The following is an 18,266-nucleotide window of genomic DNA, read 5'->3' as shown; positions in this document are numbered from 1 at the left end:
TCGCGGATTGACTAGCTATTCTCGCAAAAATGAACATTATTCTCGCGAATTCATTGTCTATTCTCGCGAATTCATTGTCTATTCTCGCGAATTTACTGCCTAATCTCGTGAATTGAGACTAATTTCCTACAAGAAAATGGTTGAGACCTAGCCGCTCTACCTAGAGGTAAAACAATTTTTGCTTAGTTAGAAGGGATTGAATAACATGGGTCACTTAACAGGATTTATAGATATTCAAAGAGAAAAAACCGCAGAGCAGCATCCATTAGAAAGAATTCAACACTGGCAGGAATATCAAAAAACTCCATCAGAAGAAGCAATTAAATTGCAAGCCTCCCGATGTATGGATTGCGGCATCCCATTTTGCCAAATGGGGGCAGTCATTCGCAATCAAACAAGCGGATGCCCCCTTTATAATCTAATACCGGAATGGAATGAACTCGTCTACCAAGGAAAGTGGCTGGAAGCCTATCAGCGCTTAGCAAAAACAAATAATTTCCCGGAGTTTACTTCAAGAGCATGCCCAGCACCATGTGAGGGTTCCTGCACTGCTGGCGTTCCTACTCAACCCGTTGCCATTAAAAGCATTGAAAAAGCCATTATCGACAAGGCCTTTGAAGAAGGATGGGTAAAAGCTAGAATTCCAGCTATAAGAACCGGAAAAAAAGTTGCCGTCATTGGCTCTGGTCCTGCCGGGCTAACGGCGGCTGATGATTTAAATCAATTAGGACATCAGGTTACCATCTTTGAAAAAGACGATCGTTTCGGCGGATTGCTTATGTATGGCATTCCAAATATGAAAATAGATAAAAAATATGTGGATCGCAGAATAGATATCCTTCAAAACGAAGGGATCCAATTCCAAGCAAATACGAATGTCGGTGTGGATATAACATTAGAGGAAATACAGAAAGTATATAATGCTGTCTTAATTTGTACAGGGGCGGATAAGCCAAGAGAGCTTCCTATCCCGGGCCGTAACTTAAAAGGAATTTATCCAGCAATGGAATATTTGAAGGAAAGCACGAAGCATTATCTTGATAATCAATATTCCCCTGCTATTACTGCAAAAAACAAAAAGGTAATTGTTATCGGTGGTGGCGATACTGGCGCAGATTGTGTCGCAACGGCAATCCGTCAAGGGTGTAAAAGTGTCGTTCAATTTGGCAAGCATGGAAAACTGCCAAATGTTCGTTCTGAAAATAATCCTTGGCCAGAAAACCCTCAAATTTTCACTTTGGAATATGCTTATGAAGAAGCAGAAAGTATATTTGGTGAGGATCCAAGACAATATTATATTCAAACAAATGCTTTTCTTGGAGATGCGGATGGAAATGTAAATAGCCTCGAAACTACTTCTTTTTTAGAGGAAAACAAGAATGAGTTACGTTATTGGGATGCAGATATCATCTTTATTGCAATTGGTTTTGAAGGTGTAAACAACACCTTATTCCCAACGATTGTAAAAAATAAAAATAAGATTTCGGCAAATGACAGTAATTTTAAAACAAATCAAGATGGAATCTTTGCAGCGGGGGATGCAAGGCGTGGACAAAGTTTAATTGTATGGGCCATGCAAGAAGGAAAAAAAGCGGCTCAAGAAATTAATAATTACTTGGGCAATAAAAAATAACAGGCAACCATTTCGGAAGCCTGTTATTTTTCTAATAAGAGTAAATACTCTTTCCATATTTTCTGATGGGAAACAGGAAATGCATATTCTGTCAGCTCTTCCACAGTTACTAGTTTTAACGTAGCACTTTCCTGTACTTCTCCAATAATAGTGCCTTTATATACTTGTATCTCCCATGTTAAATGGGAAAAGACATGATCTATCGTAACAAAGGAGCTAGTCTTGAATTCACTGTTTATTTTATATTCGTCCTCAAAATATTGCTCTAATATTTTTCGTGGACGATATACTTGGCTTTTTTCTGTATTCGGGAACTCCCATAAATCAGCTAAGAGTCCCTTACTCGGCCGTTTATGAATGAGTATTTTTCCATCTTTGTCGGTTAAAAGCCCCGCAATAAGTGCTACATGCTTCATAGTCTTTTTCCTTGTTTTTACAGGAAGCTGTGATTGTGTTCCTTCTTCAAAGGCAGCACAGTGCTCACGGACGGGACAAAGCAAGCAAGATGGCGATGTTGGCGTACAAATGAGTGCACCTAGCTCCATCAATGCTTGGTTAAAATAGGAAGGATTCTCCTCGGAAATTAGCCTGCGCACGGCCTCTTCAAATATTTTTCTGGCAGAAGGCTTTGCAATATCCTCCCAAATTGATAATATTCTTGAAAATACACGCATCACATTGCCGTCCACAGCAGGCTCAGGCTTCCCATAAGCAATGCTTAAAATGGCGCCTGCGGTATAAGGACCAATCCCTTTAAGGGCAGCTATTTCCTTTGGGTCATCGGGTACCTTGCTATTATATTTGGCTCTTACCTCTTTGACTGCTGTATGAAGATTACGGACACGTGAATAATACCCTAATCCTTCCCATGCCTTTAATACCTTTTCCTCATCCGCTTCCGCAAGAGCTTCAATAGAAGGAAATTGATCAATAAAATTAAGAAAGTACGGGATAACGGTATCTACTTTTGTTTGTTGCAGCATTATCTCCGATACCCATATTTTATAAGGATCCTGATTCTTCCTCCAAGGAAGATCCCGTTGCTCCTTTTCAAACCAATGGATTAAATCATCCTGGAAGGCTTTTATATTCATTTTATCTATATTTTTCAAATCTGCATTCATTTGGTTAAACCACTTTCTAATTTGGGAATATAATAATAGGAGGTTGTCCATTTTAAGATAAGAAAGGCTCTTTAAATGCAGCTCCCATAGAAGCCGTAAAGAGTCTAATAAAGCTTAAACTAGTCGTTTTTATCAATTCCTAGTTTTTTTATTGCTTTTACACCTTTACTACCATATCATGTTTTAAGAAAAGCGAAAAGCAATTATTTGCAGCTTCTTTGACGCCTTCTTAAGGAGGAAAATAGATTGGATACAGGAACACATCTTGTTATGGGGTTTGCCTTAGGAGGTTTAGCAACCTTGGACCCCGTTATCGCTCAGGATTCAGTAAATACACACAGCGTGCTTGTTGCAACAGTAATTGGTTCTCAAATACCTGACATCGACACCGCATTAAAATTTAGAAGCAATGCAGTTTATATACGTAACCATCGCGGAATTACACATTCCATTCCAGCCGTTATTCTATGGCCGCTTTTAGTTTCCCTACTAGTTCATTTCCTATTTCCAAGCGCTAATATGTTTCATCTATGGCTTTGGTCATTTATTGCCGTATTTCTCCACGTATTTGTTGATATTTTCAATGCCTATGGTACTCAGGCTATTCGCCCGCTTTCCATGAAATGGGTTGCCTTGGGTATGATTAATACTTTTGATCCATATATTTTTTGCATACACGTGGGCGGATTAATTTTATGGGGGTTTGGCGCTCATCCTGGTTATACATTTTTAATCATGTATATCATTATCGTTTTTTATTATTTGCTTCGTTTTCAGGAACAATGGTCAGTACGCAAAGCAGTAAAAAAGAAAATACCAGATGCTGAGAAAATTATTATTGCTTCCACTATTCGTTTTTTCAGATGGAGAGTAGTTGTAGAGACGAATACTAATTTCTATGTAGGTATCGCAGATAAACGACAAATAAGAATTCTGGATACTTATAAAAAAATTCCTGTGCCTAAAACACCTGAGATAGAAGCAGCTAAAAAGGATAAGAATTTATCTGCCTTTTTATCCTTTTCACCGATTTTCAGGTGGGAAGTGAAAGAAAAAAATGACCATTCATTTGAGGTACGCTTTATTGACCTTCGGTATCGCAGCAAGGGTCATTATCCCTTTGTTGCAATCGTTCAATTAGATGAAGATTTAAACATTATGGGATCCTATACAGGCTGGATATATAATAAGGAAAAATTAAGAAAAAAATTAGATGTGGCTCCGCGCTAGCTTCCATCTATTTCATATGGTTCTTTCTCATATGTTCCATCAAGATAGTTATACTATAAATACGTGGACAAATTGATTCACGTATTGGACTAACATATAGGAGGAACTTTATGCGTAATAAGGCGAAAGGTTTTCCATATGGTCATGATAATAAATTCGAGGGTGAACCAAGAGCAAAAGCTGAATTCGCATCAACACGTGCCGATGGTTCGATAAATACTCATCCCCAAGAGCGTATGCATGCATCCGGTGATCGCAAATCAGATTCCTAAAAAAATAAAGAGCCAGTTGGCTCTTTATTTTAATGGCTTGAGGAGTGAAATAGGCAGTGCTTCCTGCTCCTTGCCGCCGCTCATCCGATATCCCCAGGCAAATACACCATTTATATAATCAATTTTAAAATAGACACCTGGATCCCCTTCTATTTGATACACTTCACCAGATGAAAAATCCTTTGGATTAAGCAAATATGCTTTTGCCATCGTAATTTTCCGTTCTAAAACTGCATATTCATTCACTATTCCAAGCTGCTCTGCTTTCCTTGCCTTTTCTGTTAATTGGGCAATTTCTTGTTTTAATTCGTATTCTGTCAACGTGCTGTATCTTTTTTCCGTTTCCATGTTTCCTTCATACCACCTTAAGCTTTCTCACGCTAAGTACATTATAACTCGATTTCCCTTAAAAATCCTTCAATCTGATCGAGTGAAAATCCTTTACGATATAAAAATTGCTTTATTTTCTGCTCATATTCATAACCATTTAGATGCTGATATTTCTTATGTGCCTTAAGCCAATGATTATACAAGATTTCACGTTCCACTTCTTCATCCTGCTCGATTTTGATTCCATCCATAGCCTGATGAATAATTTCTCTTGAAAAGCCTTTTCTTAATAAAGCTTGTTCCATTTTTTGAAGTATTATCTTTTCAGGCAAGCTCTTGTTTTGTTTGATAGTTTTCTCCACAAGTGCTATTGCAGAACTCAATACGTGATCTTCCTTTAATTCTAAAAGGGCCGTTTCTATCATTTCTTTATGAATCCCTTTATTTTTTAATTCTAATTTGATAACCTCTGGTCCTTTGTTTGTTGTGTTCATTTGAGTACGTACATACGCAATCGCAAATTCCAAATCATTTAAGTATTGTAACTTGTACAATTTATGAATGGCCTCTTTAATGATTTCTTCCGTAAACTCCTTTTTCCTCAAATGGTCCACCACTTCTTTTTCCGATCTCATTCGGTAAGAAAGGTATTGGATGGCACTGTTTACCCCTTTTCTGATTTCATCTTCGTACCCGATTTCCGTTAAATCTAATTCAGATAGTTCTTTCCCCTTCTTTAATTGAAACCTCGTTAAGACTTCCTCATCAACGCTAAAAGCATATTTTTCATCGAGGTATATATTATATCGGTCGGAAAGATTTTTTTGTACGGTTATTTTCGTAATAATTGGCATCTTCATCGCAACTTTCATTTTTCTTTCCCTTATTTTATCACTTTCCTACTTTCCTCACAGTATTTTTACCTAAATTAAGGAAATAATAATAAAGAATCTAATTCTTGAAAGGATGGTAAAAAATGCCGAAAGATAAGAAAATAAAAACGAGAAGTAATCTTTCCAGTATGCAGGCAATTACATATCAAAGAGAGTTTAAAAAAGCAGACCGTGCCGGAGGATTTGAGGAAAAGCAGAAGTAAAAAATTCCTGTTTGAAATATAGTGGCAATGCACATTCTATCCTTGAGCGGGTTAATCCGTAACTCCCATATAGTGAAAGGGGATATTATGATGGGTAGAATGCATAACAGTCACAAAACACGTGATAAAAATAAAAGCACGCTTCCTCAAGTACCAAAAAATATGAAAACGGATGGCAGAGATGTAGAGTTCTCACAAGAATTAGCAGATCAAGCTGATTTGGAAGCTCAAGCTCGTGCTAATGCTGCCAATCAGCGAGTAAAGATGAAAGCCAGTAAAAAATAAATCGGAGCAGAGAGATTCCTCTCTGCTCTATTTTTATAAACAAAAAGTTATTCACATCTCTCGCATAAATTGTGAATAACCTATTTAATTTATTATAAATTCTAATCTTTGCATGTGAATAATCTGTGGATAATATCCTGTTGATAACTTGTATTTTTTGTAGATAACATGAAATAGTTCTTATTTTATTTACCACTTTATGTGGATAAAAATGTGGACAAAAAATAGCAGAGGTAAATTTGGGAAATATGGTACAAATAGCAAAAAACTAGTTGAAGAATAAGACATAATCTTTCATAATAAAACAAAACGATACTGAAAATTCCAAATGGAATTTCAACCTTTTTGCAAAAATTTGTAAAATACTGTCTTCCTCAGAATTATGCTAACCTAAAAATTTTCAAATTTCTATATTTTAGGACAAAAGAATTATTCCATTTTTTATAATATTAGGGTTATAATGTAAATATAGTAAAGTTTAGGAGTCAATATTATGAGCATTGGAACTCGTATTCGCTATTATCGTATGAAGAAAAAAATCTCAATAGAAAAACTAGCACAGGATATAACTACTGTACCTTACCTTACATCCATTGAAAACAATGACCACACTCCGCCCATTGAATTATTAAGTCAAATTTGCGAAAAACTAGAGATTCCATTTATGACCTATCAGAATAAAGATCTCGAACAACTATTTGATGAATGGAATCAGCATTTATTAATGAATGACAAAGAGAATTCCGAGCTGTCCTTTCAAAAAATTGAAGAAAGAATTACTGATAGCACAGATATCTTCGTTGTTTTGACTTACAATATTTATTTAATTCGCTATTACCTTCTATTTAATGAACTAGAAAAAGCCCTAGAAATGATGGAATTTTTAATTCCACTACAAAACGATATGCCAGATACATTAAAGTTTTCTTATCAGAAATACCGTGGTAATTATTTCTACCTCAAAGGTCGATTTATAGAAGCAGAGCCTTTCTTTAAAGATGCAAAAAACTATTTAATTTCTGTAAAAGAACATTATAACCTTGAAAAGGCTGACCTTTTTTATATGTACGGTCTTACATTAGGAAGACTTAATAAAAATACACTTTGTATCTTTCACATGGAAGAAGCGCTGGCACTTTTCCAACAAAGCTATCATATGAGACGTTGTACAGATTGTCATTTATTGCTAGGTGTAGTGTATCGTAGAATGCAAGATTACAAGGAAGCCGAGAAGCATTATAACTATGCAAAGCAGCTTGCCGTTTCATTAAACTATAAAGATATTATCGTCAAAGTCGAAAATAATTTAGGTTATTTATATGCAGAACAAGGAAAATCCGATGAGGCGATCAGCCATTATTTAAAGAGCTTCGATCATAGTGAATTACTTATAATTGAAGATAAAATAAATACTATCATCAATATTATTAAAGAATATTATAAGATTGGTTTTAAGGAACAGGTAGAAAAATGGTTGAATGAGGGCTTAGATTTACTGCGTTCCAATGAACAATTTGTGGATGCGTATAGAGAACAGATGATTGAATTGAAGTTTTATCAATATATTGTGAATGATTATCCTTCAGGATTCGAATCCTTTATTTTAGAAGAGGCAATTCCGTATTTTGAATCAAACAATAGATATCAAAGAGTTGTCTTATTGGCAAAAACGCTTGGTGATTACTATCAACAAAGAAATGAGTACAAATCAGCCGCTACATCTTTTGCTATTGCAAATTCAGCATATGAAAAAATTATTAATTTTTAGGAGGAATTTGTATGAATTTGAAAAAGGCATTAGTTGGTTGTATTTTAGCAATTTCTTTATCATTAGGAGCAAAAGGAAATCTGTTAGCTGTAGGGGAACATTTTCCGCCTATCAATGCCGGTAAAACCTTTTTCGACACAAAAGTTGCTGAAGGCGAACATTTCCCGCCTATCAATGCTGGACCTTATTATAATTCCAAGGTTGTTGCTGAGGGAGAACACTTCCCACCTATTAACGCAGGACCATATTTCCATATGAAAGTGTTAGGGTAAAAGGAAAGAACACATTGGACAAGCCAATGTGTTCTTTTTTTATTTCCCTCTATATATGAGACTGCTTTTGGAAGCATTGATTAGCTCTAGAATAGCTTCCTCATTATTTTCTTCTATTAGATTAATAATCTTGCTTCCTACTACTACACCATCACAATATTGACTAAATTCTTTTACATGCTCACAAGTAGATACGCCAAATCCGGCCAAAACTGGTACTTTCGATATCTCTTTAAGAGATGTTAGGTACTTTCCGATATCATTTTGATAGGAATCCCTTGCACCTGTAATACCTGTCACAGTGACAGCGTAAAGAAAACCTTCTGTCCTTTTGGCAATTTCCATTTTCCTCTCTTCCGTACTGGTTATGGATACAAGTCTAATGAATGCGATTTCCACCTTGCTTAATGCCTCTGAAATAAGCTCCTCCTCTTCCAACGGCAAATCAGGTATAATCACACCGAACACTCCTGCCTCTCTGCAATCCTCCGCAAACGGTTTTACTCCATAGGCAAAAACAGGATTTAAATATGTCATGATAATAATCGGAATATGAAAGGTATCTTTTAATCTTTTTAATTCTACTAGAACAGATTCTAACGATACTCCATGCTTCAATGCACGGATTCCAGCCTCCTGAATAGTCGGTCCATCTGCAACCGGATCTGAAAATGGAATACCAAGCTCAATGGCCGTCGCTCCCATCCTTTCCAATAGTTTAATTCTATCCGCTAATCTTTCTATACCCCCATCACCCGCCATGATGTAAGGGATAAATATCCTCTCTCCAAGTGAAAGTTTCCTCGCAAAAGCATGGGCTAATTTCTTTTTTCCCACTTTACTCTACCCCCAATAAACCTTTAATGGTTTCCACGTCTTTGTCTCCTCTTCCTGACAGACAAATAACCAAAGTTTCTTCCCTAGACATTGATTGTGCCAGCTTCATCCCATATGCAATCGCATGGGAGCTCTCCAATGCTGGAATAATTCCTTCCGTTACTGTTAAAAGTTGAAATGCCTCTATTGCCTCGCTATCTGTAATAGAGGTGTATGTTACACGGCCTATCTCCTTTAAATAGCTATGCTCCGGACCAACTCCTGGATAATCTAATCCGGCTGAAATAGAATGTGCCTCCTTTACTTGTCCGTTCCCATCCTGGAGTAAGTACGTCATCGTCCCATGTAAAATTCCTCGCGTTCCATTTGTTAAAGCAGCTGCATGCTTTCCTGTATCAATCCCTTCCCCACCAGCCTCTACACCAAATAGTTTCACATCTGCATCTTTGACAAATGGGTAAAACATCCCCATTGAATTGCTGCCTCCGCCAACACAGGCTACTATTGCATTCGGAAGCTTCCCTGTTTGCTCTATTATTTGTTTCTTTGTTTCCAATCCAATCACACTTTGAAAATCACGTACTATTTGCGGAAATGGGTGTGGACCAACTACAGATCCAATAATATAATGAGTATCCTCCACATTACTTACCCAGTACCGGAACGCTTCATTAACCGCATCCTTCAACGTGCTGCTGCCTTGATTCACACTGACAACTTTCGCTCCCAACAATTCCATTCGAAATACATTTAGCTTTTGCCTACGAATATCCTCCGCACCCATAAAGACAATACATTCTAGTCCGAGCAAAGCACATGCTGTAGCCGTTGCCACACCATGCTGCCCGGCTCCTGTTTCTGCTACGACCTTTCTCTTCCCCATTCTTTTCGTTAGCAGCGCTTGACCGATAGCATTATTAATCTTATGGGCACCTGTATGATTAAGGTCCTCTCTTTTTAAATAGATTTTAGGTCCTCCTAATTTCTTCGAGAAATTCTCTGCATAATAAAGAGGCGTTTCCCTTCCGACATATTGGGAAAGATAGTATTCTAACTCTTGCAAAAAAGTTTGATCTTGCTTAGCTTCCTGATATGACTGTTCTAAAGCAAGTATTGCTGTCATTAGTGTTTCCGGTACAAATCTCCCGCCAAATTCACCATAGCGTCCTTTTTCATTTGGATACATTTTGGTCGTCATTATCCTCTCTCCTTTATTTCGCGAAATCCATATTGTGCATTTTGGATAAACTCTTTTATTTTCTTCGGGTCTTTTTCATCCAAGGTTTCTACACCACTGGAAACATCTACAACCGCAGGCTTAACGGTAAAGATTGCCTTCCGAACATTCTCTGCCGATAAACCTCCCGCCAAGATAAGCCTTTCCTTTGGAAAATCAACGTTTTCAAGAGTGTTCCAATCAAACTTCCTTCCACTCCCTGCATTTGGGCTATCAACTAAGTAATAATCACAATCGTATTCTTTTATTTTTTCAAAACTATGAATAGAGAAGCCTTTTATGGTTGGATATACCAGGTTTCTTGTAAACTCCGGCGATTCCTTCCCATGAAGCTGGATATAGTGAAGTCCAACATAATCAGCAATATCCTGGATCACGGATTTTTCTTCGTTAACAAATACCCCAGCGATTTTTATATGACCAGGCATCTTGTTTACAATTTCTTTTGCATGTTCTGGTGAAATTCTTCTTTTACTGTCAGCAAACACAAATCCGATAAAATCCGCACCTGAATCCGCGGCTGCCTTTGCTGCAGCAAATGTTTTTATTCCGCAAATTTTAACTGCCAAAGCAACCATCCCCCTATTCAATTGGAATTTTGAGGCTGTTAAACGATTCCTTTAAGTCTTGAGAACGCATGAATGTTTCGCCTACTAATATTCCTCTTACACCCGCATCCTTCATTCTTTGAACATCCATCCTGCCCCGAATACCGCTTTCACTGATAAGAAGAATTTCTTCTCTATCCACTAATTTCGCTAATTTCTCTGTCACCTGTAGATCAACCGTAAATGTTTTTAAGTCGCGATTATTTATCCCTATCATTTTTGCCCCAAGCTCTAAAACATTTATCATTTCCTTTTCATTATGGACCTCTGCTAACACCTCCAAATTCAGTAAGCAAGCATATTCATACAACTCAAAAAACCTTTGTTTCGGCAGGGCGGCTGCAATTAGAAGAACAACATTTGCCCCGTAATCCTTGGCACGATCTATTTGTGATTCATCTATAATGAAGTCCTTGCATAGTATCGGCAGCTCCACTACTTGCCTTACAGCAGCTAAATCACTCATAGAACCTTTAAAAAAGGTGGAATCTGTAAGCACTGAAATGACTCCTGCTCCGTATTTTTCATATGCCATAGCTTGTTCTTGAGGATTAATTTTTGTATTAATAGCTCCTTTCGAAGGAGATGCCCTTTTTATCTCTGCGATGATATTCATAGTGGAGGATTTTATGAATGTGTTATACATGGAGATACTGTGAAAATGATCCATTTTCCTTAGTTGATAGTTTTTCTTCAGTAAAGCAACCTCTTTTTCTTTTTCCATTAAAATATTGGTTAAAAAGGACATATTATATCACCTCTTTGGTAGAATGCTTACTATATTCCACTAAGTAATTTAGTTTCTCCATTGCAGCTCCTGAATCGATGCTCTGTTTGGCTAATGCAATTCCTTCTTTTATTGTTCCGGCTACTCCACTTGCAAATATCCCTAATCCTGCGTTTAATAGCACCGTATCGCGATAAGCACCTTCCTCCCCTTTTAAAACCCGCACAAGAATATCTGCATTTTCCCTTGAATCACCGCCGCGAATTGCTTCCTTTTCATAGTGTGGCATTCCGACATCATCCGGTGTTAAGACAAATCTTGTTATGCTTCCTTCATTTAAAAGTACGAGATGGTTTTCACCAGAGAGAGAAGCTTCGTCCATATACCCTGCACCATTGATCACCAGGGCTCTTTTTCGTCCTAGCTGCTTTAATACATCTGCCATCATTTGCAGCATATCTCTGCGATATATTCCGAGAAGTTGGGTGTCCAGTGGTGCAGGATTCGTCAACGGTCCGATTAAATTGAAGATAGTTGGAATTTTCAAATCCCTACGCACCTTCATAATTCTTTTAATATGTGGGTGAACGTTAGGGGCAAAAAGAAATGCGATGCCGTTTTTATCAAGAATGTCGGCAATTTGATGGCGATCAAGATTTAAAGAAACTCCTAGATGCTCTAGAACATCCGCACTACCTGTTTTACTGGATACACTGCGATTCCCGTGCTTTGCAATTTTCATTCCTGCACCGGCAATCACAAATGCAGATGTCGTGCTAATATTAAAGCTTCCAGAGCCGTCACCACCAGTGCCGCAATTATCCATAATGGACGAAAATGGCAAGTCCATTTGCAGAGACTTTCCCCTTATCACCTCCACTAAGCCTGCAATTTCCTCCGCTGTTTCCCCTTTAAGTTTCAATGCTGCCAGAAAAGCACCCATTTCCGAATCAGAAATTTCCGGGGAAAACAGTTGGTTCGCAGCCATTGTCATCTCTTCAAATGTTAGATTTTCGTGCTCCATTATCTTTTCAAGATACAATTTCATTTCGTTGCCCCCTAACTATATGGATAAATTTCTTGATTATTTCTTTCCCAATTTTCGTTCCAATAGATTCAGGATGAAATTGTAGTCCAAAAAGCGGATATTGAATATGCTTTAATCCCATTACCTCGTTATCATCCATGGACTTTGCCACTACCTCAAGCTCTAAAGGCAGGCTATCCTCCTTAATCACAAGAGAGTGATAGCGCATGACCTCAAGTGGTTGAGACAAATATTCAAATATGCCTTTGCCGGAGTGCAAAATCATGGATGTCTTTCCATGCATTATCTTCGATGCCTGCACGATTTCTGCTCCGAAAGCGGAGCCAATTGCCTGATGACCAAGACATATCCCTAGGATTGGCAACTTTTTATAATACGCTTTTATCAAATCGATAGAGATACCTGCTGTATCCGGCTTTCCTGGACCTGGAGATAAAATAAGGGCATCTGGCTCCAGTATTTTGATTTCCGGAAGGGTTATTCGATCATTCCTCACTACTTGAATTTCTTCTCCCAGTTCCAAAATGTATTGATAAAGGTTATAGGTAAAGGAATCATAATTATCGATTAACAAGATCATTGTTATTTACCTCCCTAAGTGCCTTTGCCTTATTCATCGTTTCCTCATACTCTATTTCCGGCACAGAATCATAGACAATTCCTGCGCCAGTTTGTAAGTAGGCCTTTGCTTCTTTTATCACGAGAGATCGAATGGCTAATGCGAAATCAATATCACCGTTCACATTGATATAACCGACCGCTCCGCCATATACGCCGCGTTTTCTTTTCTCCAAATCATTAATAATTTGCATCGCTCGAATCTTTGGAGCCCCTGAAACGGTCCCCGCTGGAAGGCATGCAATCAGAGCGTCTATCCCTGTGAGATTTGATTTCAACCGTCCTTTTACTTCTGAAACGATGTGCATAATATGCTGGTACCGTTCGATTTCCATCCATCTCGAAAGCGTGATACTTCCCGCTTCACACACTTTTCCTGCATCGTTCCTGCTTAAATCAAGGAGCATTTTATGTTCTGCTAGTTCCTTTTCATCCGTTAATAGCTCCTGTTCCCGCTGAAGATCTTCTTCTTTGTTCTTCCCTCGAGGTTTTGTGCCAGCAATGGGATTCGTCGTCAGCTCTTTTCCTTTTGTTTGCACCAAGCTTTCCGGTGAGGCTCCTAAAATAATATAATCCTCAAAATCGATGTAAAACATATAGGGCGAGGGATTAGCGTTCCGCAGCTTTCGATAGAAATGAAATGGATCAACACTTACTTCCCCTTCTAATTGCTGGGATAATACGACCTGAAAAATATCTCCTTCTTGGATATACTGCTTCGCCTCTTGCACGATTTTCAAGAAATCTTCTTTTGTCTTTATTGGGGTAAATATTATATCTGCTGCCCGCACGGTTGGAAGCTCCTTCTCAGCTGAAAATATGGCTTCCTTCCATTGCTTTGTTGTATTTTCCAGCTCCGCTTCCGTTCTTTGTTGATTTAAATTTAATAAAACAATCGATATGTTTTGTGATACGTGATCGAATATAATCACATCCTGAAAAAACATTAGATGGATATCTGGCATTTGGAGTTTGTCATGTAGAATCTCGCCTATATTTTCGTATTGCCGGATAGCATCATAGCCAATAAAACCAATTCCACCACCATAAAAGGGAAATGGCAGGTTTACATCTAAATGAGGTAGATAGTCTTTTAAGATTTCCAAAGGTATTCCTTGTTCTTGTATTATTTGTTCTTTTGTATGAAGCGTTATTTGATTATTTAATGCTTGAAATTCAAAATAAGGATTCATTCCAATAAAGGAGTACCTTCCTTTTTCATCATGATGGAGAGAGCTTTCCAGCAAGAATTTCTTTTTTCCTTTCAGACGATTGAAAATAACGATTGGAGTTAGGGTATCACCGTTAAATGTTGAAATTTTAAAGATTTGATTCAAATCTGTTCCCTCCTTTTTTAAATAAAAAAAGTCCTCCATAAACCTGACATGGATTACTACCCTTGTCGAGTTTATAGAGGACGATGAATACCGCGGTGCCACCTCGTATTGAAGAAGAACATGCTCCTTCCGCTTTTCGAGTACGGGAAAAAAGCTTATCCTTTCCGATACCCTATCCTTTTAACGGTGGAATTCCGTGTTTCCCTACTTTCTTTCAGGAAACCTCTCTTAAGTCCATTCTGTTTCTCCCCTCGTACCGGATTCACACCATCACCGGCTCTCTGCAACGATTTTGGAAAAACATACTCCTCTTAATCATAGAGTTGGCTATATTTATTTTTCTTTGAAATCTTTAAGCAATCCTTACTTTGGTTAAATATTCATTATCATCTGTAGGAAAAGATGCCTCGAAACCTAGTCAATATCGAGACCTAGAACCATATGCCGAAAACAATTTGGAAATAACAAAAGGGTCCTCCCATCCAAAAAGGACGAGAGGACCCGTGGTACCACCTTTATTAGCTGAAATAAAACAGCTCACTTTGACAATATCAAGATCTGTCTATCAGGTCTTAATATCCGTCTCTTATAACGACGAGACTTTCGCCAAAGCCTACTGCTTCAAAGTAAAGTTTCGGTTTGGAAGCTCAGAAGCCCATTCATCTATACTTTCACACTGGTTCCCACCAACCACCAGCTCTCTTTAGTGTCTATATAGATTACTCTTCTTCCTCAACGCTAGAAGTTTTCAGTTTTTTTAATTAACTTTTAACTATACTAATACGGCTCCAATCGAATGTCAAGAGGAAAATATCGCGCCTCCATTTTTTTTATAAAATTGGGCACATGGCTCCCATTGTGAGTCACCGCATTAAGTGGCACAATATGTTGGGTTAGCTGATATAATATTAAGGTATGTTGAATTTCTGGGCTAAAGACTAAAAATTAAGAGGAAAAACTGTTATAATCCTTGTTTAAGGGGTTAAAAAATATCTTCATTTATATATAGAGAGAACGTTAGAAAATTACGCCAAAGGAATGATGAACATGATGGATTCACAGCAAATATATAATAAACTGTTAACGATAATGGATAAAGAAAACATATTAGTGGATGAATACTTAAAGAATCATACTTATACGAGGCTCGGAGGAAAAGCAGATTTCCTTGTGACACCTTCTACGTACGAAGAATTGCAAAATATTATTAAATTGTCCAACCAAGAAAAGATTCCTTTCACTTTACTTGGCAACGGCTCCAATTTAATTGTTAAGGACGGCGGTATTCGCGGTATCGTCATTCTATTGAATCATTTTCATTCTATTAAAGTGGACGGAAATAAGTTAATTGCAGAAAGTGGTGCCGCTATTATCGCTGCTTCCCGAAAAGCTTTAGATTCCAGATTGACTGGTCTTGAGTTTGCATGCGGGATTCCTGGGACAGTCGGTGGAGCCCTCTTTATGAATGCAGGCGCATATGGCGGGGAAATAAAAGATGTATTGGACCATGCGATTGTTATTGACCGAAATGGGGATATTCAAAAAAGAACTGCTGCTGATTTAGAACTTGGATATCGTACAAGTAATATTTCTACAAACGGCGATATTGTAATGGAGGCAACCTTTCATCTAGAACCGGGAAACTACGAGGAAATAAAAGCAATTATGGATGATTTAACCTTTAAACGCGAATCTAAACAGCCATTGGAATATCCGTCTTGTGGGAGTGTCTTCAAGAGACCGCCTGGCTATTTTGCGGGCAAACTTATTCAGGATAGTGATCTTCAAGGCAAACGCATTGGCGGCGCTGAGGTTTCTACTAAGCATGCAGGTTTCATCGTAAACATAGATAATGCTACTGCCACCGAATATATCTCCCTTATTCAATTTGTACAAAAAACCGTAAAAGAGAAATTCGGTGTGGAATTAGAGCGTGAAGTGAGGATTATTGGGGAAGATCTAGAATAATACTGTAGTTTTTTTAAAAGAGGGTTTTCTATTTTTTTGGAAAGTCCTCTTTTTTATTGATAATAACCTCCTAATAATTTTTCAAAAAAAGTCAAAAACTAAGCGATATCAAAATAATTTGGGGGCAGCCATATGAAAGCTACAGATGTTTTGGTGCAATGCTTAGAAAATGAAGGTGTAGATTTTATATTTGGAATAGTTGGTAATGAAACATTAGATTTGGCAGATTCATTGTCTCGTTCGGAGCAAATACAGTATATTACCGTCCGACATGAGCAAGGCGCGGCATTTATGGCAGATGTGTATGGAAGACTTTCAGGAAAGACAGGCGTCTGCTTAGCAACACTTGGGCCAGGAGCCACAAATTTATTAACTGGTATAGCAAGCGCCACTCTTGACCATTCTCCCGTGGTTGCCATTACCGGTCAAGCAGAATTATCAAGACAGCATAAGCATTCACATCAATACATCGAAGTAATAAAGCTAATGGAACCAATAACGAAATGGGCAATTCAAGTTAAGGAGGCTTCCACCATTCCTGAAATTATTCGAAAAGCCTTTCGAATCTCCAAACTGGAAAAGCCGGGTGCAGTTGCCATTGAATTACCTGAAGACCTAGCCATTTCAACAATACCACCAGTAAAACTTCCTGTTACTGCTGAGCCAATCAGCATTCCAAATAATGAAACCATCCTTTCTGCCATCACCATTATTCAACAATCAACGAAGCCTTTTATCCTAGTTGGAAATGGTGTGATTCGAAGTCATGCATTACTTGAATTTCAAACCTTTATCGAAGCATTACAAGCACCTGTAGCACATAGTTTTACGGCAAAAGGAATCTTACCAAAAGAACACTCTCAAAATTTGTTTACTTTTGGTTTTATGGAAAAGGATGAAGTTTTACCAGGAATCCAGGAAGCGGATCTTCTCATTGTTATTGGGCTTGATTCCAATGAAAGACTGCCAAAAGCATGGAACAGAAAAAAGACTCCCATACTTCATATTGATAGCCAACCAGCCGAGATAGATGAATTTTATCCTACTCAACTAGAATTGGTTGGAAATATTAAAGAAACATTGAAATGCTTTCAAGCCTACGATTTACCATTAAAAGAGTGGCAACCGTCTGGAAATCTTAAAATGCATATAGAACAAGCTTATAATATAACTTGGAATCATACTATCCATGCTTCCTTATCTCCTACCATCGAAAATATACTGCATGTAATACAAATGGCAGCTACAGATGAAACGATTATTATATCAGATGTTGGTGCCCATAAAATTTCGGTTGCACGCACCCTTCAACCGAAAAAACCGAATAGACTGATTATCTCTAATGGTTTAGCATCCATCGGAATATCTCTTCCAGGTGCAATTGGTGCGAAATTAGCATGTCCGAATCATCCAGTAATTTGCTTAACAGGAGATGGCGGATTTATAACGAATGCAGCGGAATTAGAAACCGCTAAGCGGCTTGGACTTTCCTTTATTGTTATTGTCTTGAACGATGCGGTTTTCAAAATAGAAGAAGATACGATGGATAAAAAATTCGGGGATAGTTATGGTGTACGGTTTCAAAATCCTGATTTTGTTGAATTTGCGAATAGCTTTGGAATTAATGGACTTCGTGTAAGAAAGCTAGATGAGTTCTTTAAGGCACTTTCAACAGCTTTACAGTCTGCTGACGGAATTACACTAATAGAAGTACCGTTATCCAGCTAGAGTAAAGGTGCTTTATACGGTTCCCTTGCATGTGATGTCGGTTTGAGAGATCTTCTTATGGACACTTTTTGGAGTTTTTATTCATGAGTTATTCATGAGAGCCTTTCTATTAAGCGGCTTCAACAGTATTTTTTGGTTTCTAATCCTC

At 37.8% G+C, this 18,266-nt stretch carries 19 protein-coding genes and 2 other annotated features; of the genes, 9 read left to right on the top strand and 10 right to left on the bottom strand.

The window, feature by feature from the left end:
* The first annotated feature begins 205 nt into the window (after window positions 1–205).
* A complete protein-coding gene (locus tag KHA87_RS18030; protein ID WP_213095563.1) occupies window positions 206–1,633 on the top strand; it encodes a glutamate synthase subunit beta in 1,428 nt (475 codons plus the stop codon).
* A 23-nt stretch (window positions 1,634–1,656) separates the two neighbouring features.
* On the opposite strand, the gene mutY is transcribed toward KHA87_RS18030, so the two are convergent.
* Window positions 1,657–2,757 carry an A/G-specific adenine glycosylase gene (gene mutY, locus KHA87_RS18025; protein WP_213095562.1) on the bottom strand — a complete coding sequence of 367 codons (1,101 nt, stop codon included), beginning with the start codon at window positions 2,755–2,757 and terminating at the stop codon, window positions 1,657–1,659.
* 246 nt (window positions 2,758–3,003) lie between these two features.
* On the opposite strand from mutY, the gene KHA87_RS18020 reads away from it, so the two are divergent.
* Window positions 3,004–3,987 (top strand): metal-dependent hydrolase, encoded by a 984-nt coding sequence (locus KHA87_RS18020; protein ID WP_213095561.1) that lies wholly within the window; start codon window positions 3,004–3,006, stop codon window positions 3,985–3,987.
* Window positions 3,988–4,097: 110 nt separating this feature from the next.
* Window positions 4,098–4,259 carry a small, acid-soluble spore protein K gene (locus KHA87_RS18015; protein WP_213095560.1) on the top strand — a complete coding sequence of 54 codons (162 nt, stop codon included), beginning with the start codon at window positions 4,098–4,100 and terminating at the stop codon, window positions 4,257–4,259.
* Window positions 4,260–4,283: 24 nt separating this feature from the next.
* Here the strand turns inward: KHA87_RS18015 and KHA87_RS18010 are convergent, their stop codons facing one another.
* Window positions 4,284–4,607 (bottom strand): YfhH family protein, encoded by a 324-nt coding sequence (locus tag KHA87_RS18010; protein ID WP_213095559.1) that lies wholly within the window; start codon window positions 4,605–4,607, stop codon window positions 4,284–4,286.
* 41 nt (window positions 4,608–4,648) lie between these two features.
* Window positions 4,649–5,443 (bottom strand): recombination regulator RecX, encoded by a 795-nt coding sequence (gene recX / locus KHA87_RS18005; protein ID WP_213095599.1) that lies wholly within the window; start codon window positions 5,441–5,443, stop codon window positions 4,649–4,651.
* Window positions 5,444–5,565: 122 nt separating this feature from the next.
* Here recX and KHA87_RS18000 point away from each other — a divergent pair, with 122 nt between their 5' ends.
* The 4 genes from KHA87_RS18000 to KHA87_RS17985 all read left to right on the top strand — a co-directional run bounded on the left by KHA87_RS18000 (window position 5,566) and on the right by KHA87_RS17985 (window position 8,010).
* Entirely contained in the window at window positions 5,566–5,685 is a 120-nt protein-coding gene (locus tag KHA87_RS18000; protein WP_213095558.1) for a YfhE family protein, read from the top strand.
* A gap of 90 nt (window positions 5,686–5,775) precedes the next feature.
* Window positions 5,776–5,970, top strand: coding sequence for a YfhD family protein (locus tag KHA87_RS17995; protein WP_213095557.1), 195 nt, complete (start codon window positions 5,776–5,778; stop codon window positions 5,968–5,970).
* Window positions 5,971–6,463: 493 nt separating this feature from the next.
* Window positions 6,464–7,738, top strand: coding sequence for a helix-turn-helix transcriptional regulator (locus KHA87_RS17990; RefSeq protein WP_213095556.1), 1,275 nt, complete (start codon window positions 6,464–6,466; stop codon window positions 7,736–7,738).
* Between the two features lie 11 nt (window positions 7,739–7,749).
* The gene (locus tag KHA87_RS17985; RefSeq protein WP_213095555.1) at window positions 7,750–8,010 is read left to right on the top strand and encodes a hypothetical protein; all 261 of its coding nucleotides are present in this window, start codon (window positions 7,750–7,752) and stop codon (window positions 8,008–8,010) included.
* Window positions 8,011–8,049: 39 nt separating this feature from the next.
* On the opposite strand, the gene trpA is transcribed toward KHA87_RS17985, so the two are convergent.
* The 7 genes from trpA to trpE are packed head-to-tail and all read right to left on the bottom strand — an operon-like array spanning window position 8,050 to window position 14,422.
* Complete coding sequence (trpA, locus tag KHA87_RS17980) at window positions 8,050–8,847, bottom strand: tryptophan synthase subunit alpha (RefSeq protein WP_213095554.1); 798 nt, start codon at window positions 8,845–8,847, stop codon at window positions 8,050–8,052.
* A 1-nt stretch (window position 8,848) separates the two neighbouring features.
* Window positions 8,849–10,045 (bottom strand): tryptophan synthase subunit beta, encoded by a 1,197-nt coding sequence (gene trpB / locus KHA87_RS17975; RefSeq protein WP_213095553.1) that lies wholly within the window; start codon window positions 10,043–10,045, stop codon window positions 8,849–8,851.
* Window positions 10,045–10,653, bottom strand: coding sequence for a phosphoribosylanthranilate isomerase (locus KHA87_RS17970; protein WP_213095552.1), 609 nt, complete (start codon window positions 10,651–10,653; stop codon window positions 10,045–10,047). Before KHA87_RS17970 ends, trpB begins: the two co-directional genes overlap by 1 nt.
* Before the next feature lie 13 nt (window positions 10,654–10,666).
* A complete protein-coding gene (gene trpC / locus KHA87_RS17965) occupies window positions 10,667–11,440 on the bottom strand; it encodes an indole-3-glycerol phosphate synthase TrpC (protein ID WP_213095551.1) in 774 nt (257 codons plus the stop codon).
* A gap of 1 nt (window position 11,441) precedes the next feature.
* A complete protein-coding gene (gene trpD / locus KHA87_RS17960) occupies window positions 11,442–12,467 on the bottom strand; it encodes an anthranilate phosphoribosyltransferase (protein ID WP_213095550.1) in 1,026 nt (341 codons plus the stop codon).
* Window positions 12,451–13,047, bottom strand: coding sequence for an anthranilate synthase component II (locus KHA87_RS17955; protein ID WP_213095549.1), 597 nt, complete (start codon window positions 13,045–13,047; stop codon window positions 12,451–12,453). The genes trpD and KHA87_RS17955 overlap by 17 nt, the downstream gene beginning before the upstream one ends.
* Window positions 13,028–14,422, bottom strand: a complete 1,395-nt coding sequence (trpE, locus tag KHA87_RS17950; protein WP_249310571.1) for an anthranilate synthase component I — start codon at window positions 14,420–14,422, stop codon at window positions 13,028–13,030. The genes KHA87_RS17955 and trpE overlap by 20 nt, the downstream gene beginning before the upstream one ends.
* A 73-nt stretch (window positions 14,423–14,495) precedes the next feature.
* Window positions 14,496–14,750, bottom strand: a binding site (T-box leader).
* 156 nt (window positions 14,751–14,906) lie between these two features.
* Window positions 14,907–15,167: a binding site (T-box leader), on the bottom strand.
* A gap of 302 nt (window positions 15,168–15,469) precedes the next feature.
* Between trpE and murB the strand changes: the two genes are divergently transcribed.
* Both murB and KHA87_RS17940 read left to right on the top strand, forming a co-directional pair.
* A complete protein-coding gene (murB, locus tag KHA87_RS17945; RefSeq protein ID WP_213095547.1) occupies window positions 15,470–16,390 on the top strand; it encodes a UDP-N-acetylmuramate dehydrogenase in 921 nt (306 codons plus the stop codon).
* 132 nt (window positions 16,391–16,522) lie between these two features.
* Complete coding sequence (locus KHA87_RS17940; RefSeq protein ID WP_213095546.1) at window positions 16,523–18,118, top strand: acetolactate synthase large subunit; 1,596 nt, start codon at window positions 16,523–16,525, stop codon at window positions 18,116–18,118.
* Window positions 18,119–18,266: the final 148 nt, after the last annotated feature.

Origin of the sequence: Bacillus sp. FJAT-49736 (assembly GCF_018343615.1) — a bacterium.
GTDB lineage: Bacteria > Bacillota > Bacilli > Bacillales > Bacillaceae_C > Margalitia.
The sequence above is the reverse complement of the archived record's forward strand: the minus strand, read 5'-3'. Positions and strand labels throughout refer to the sequence as shown.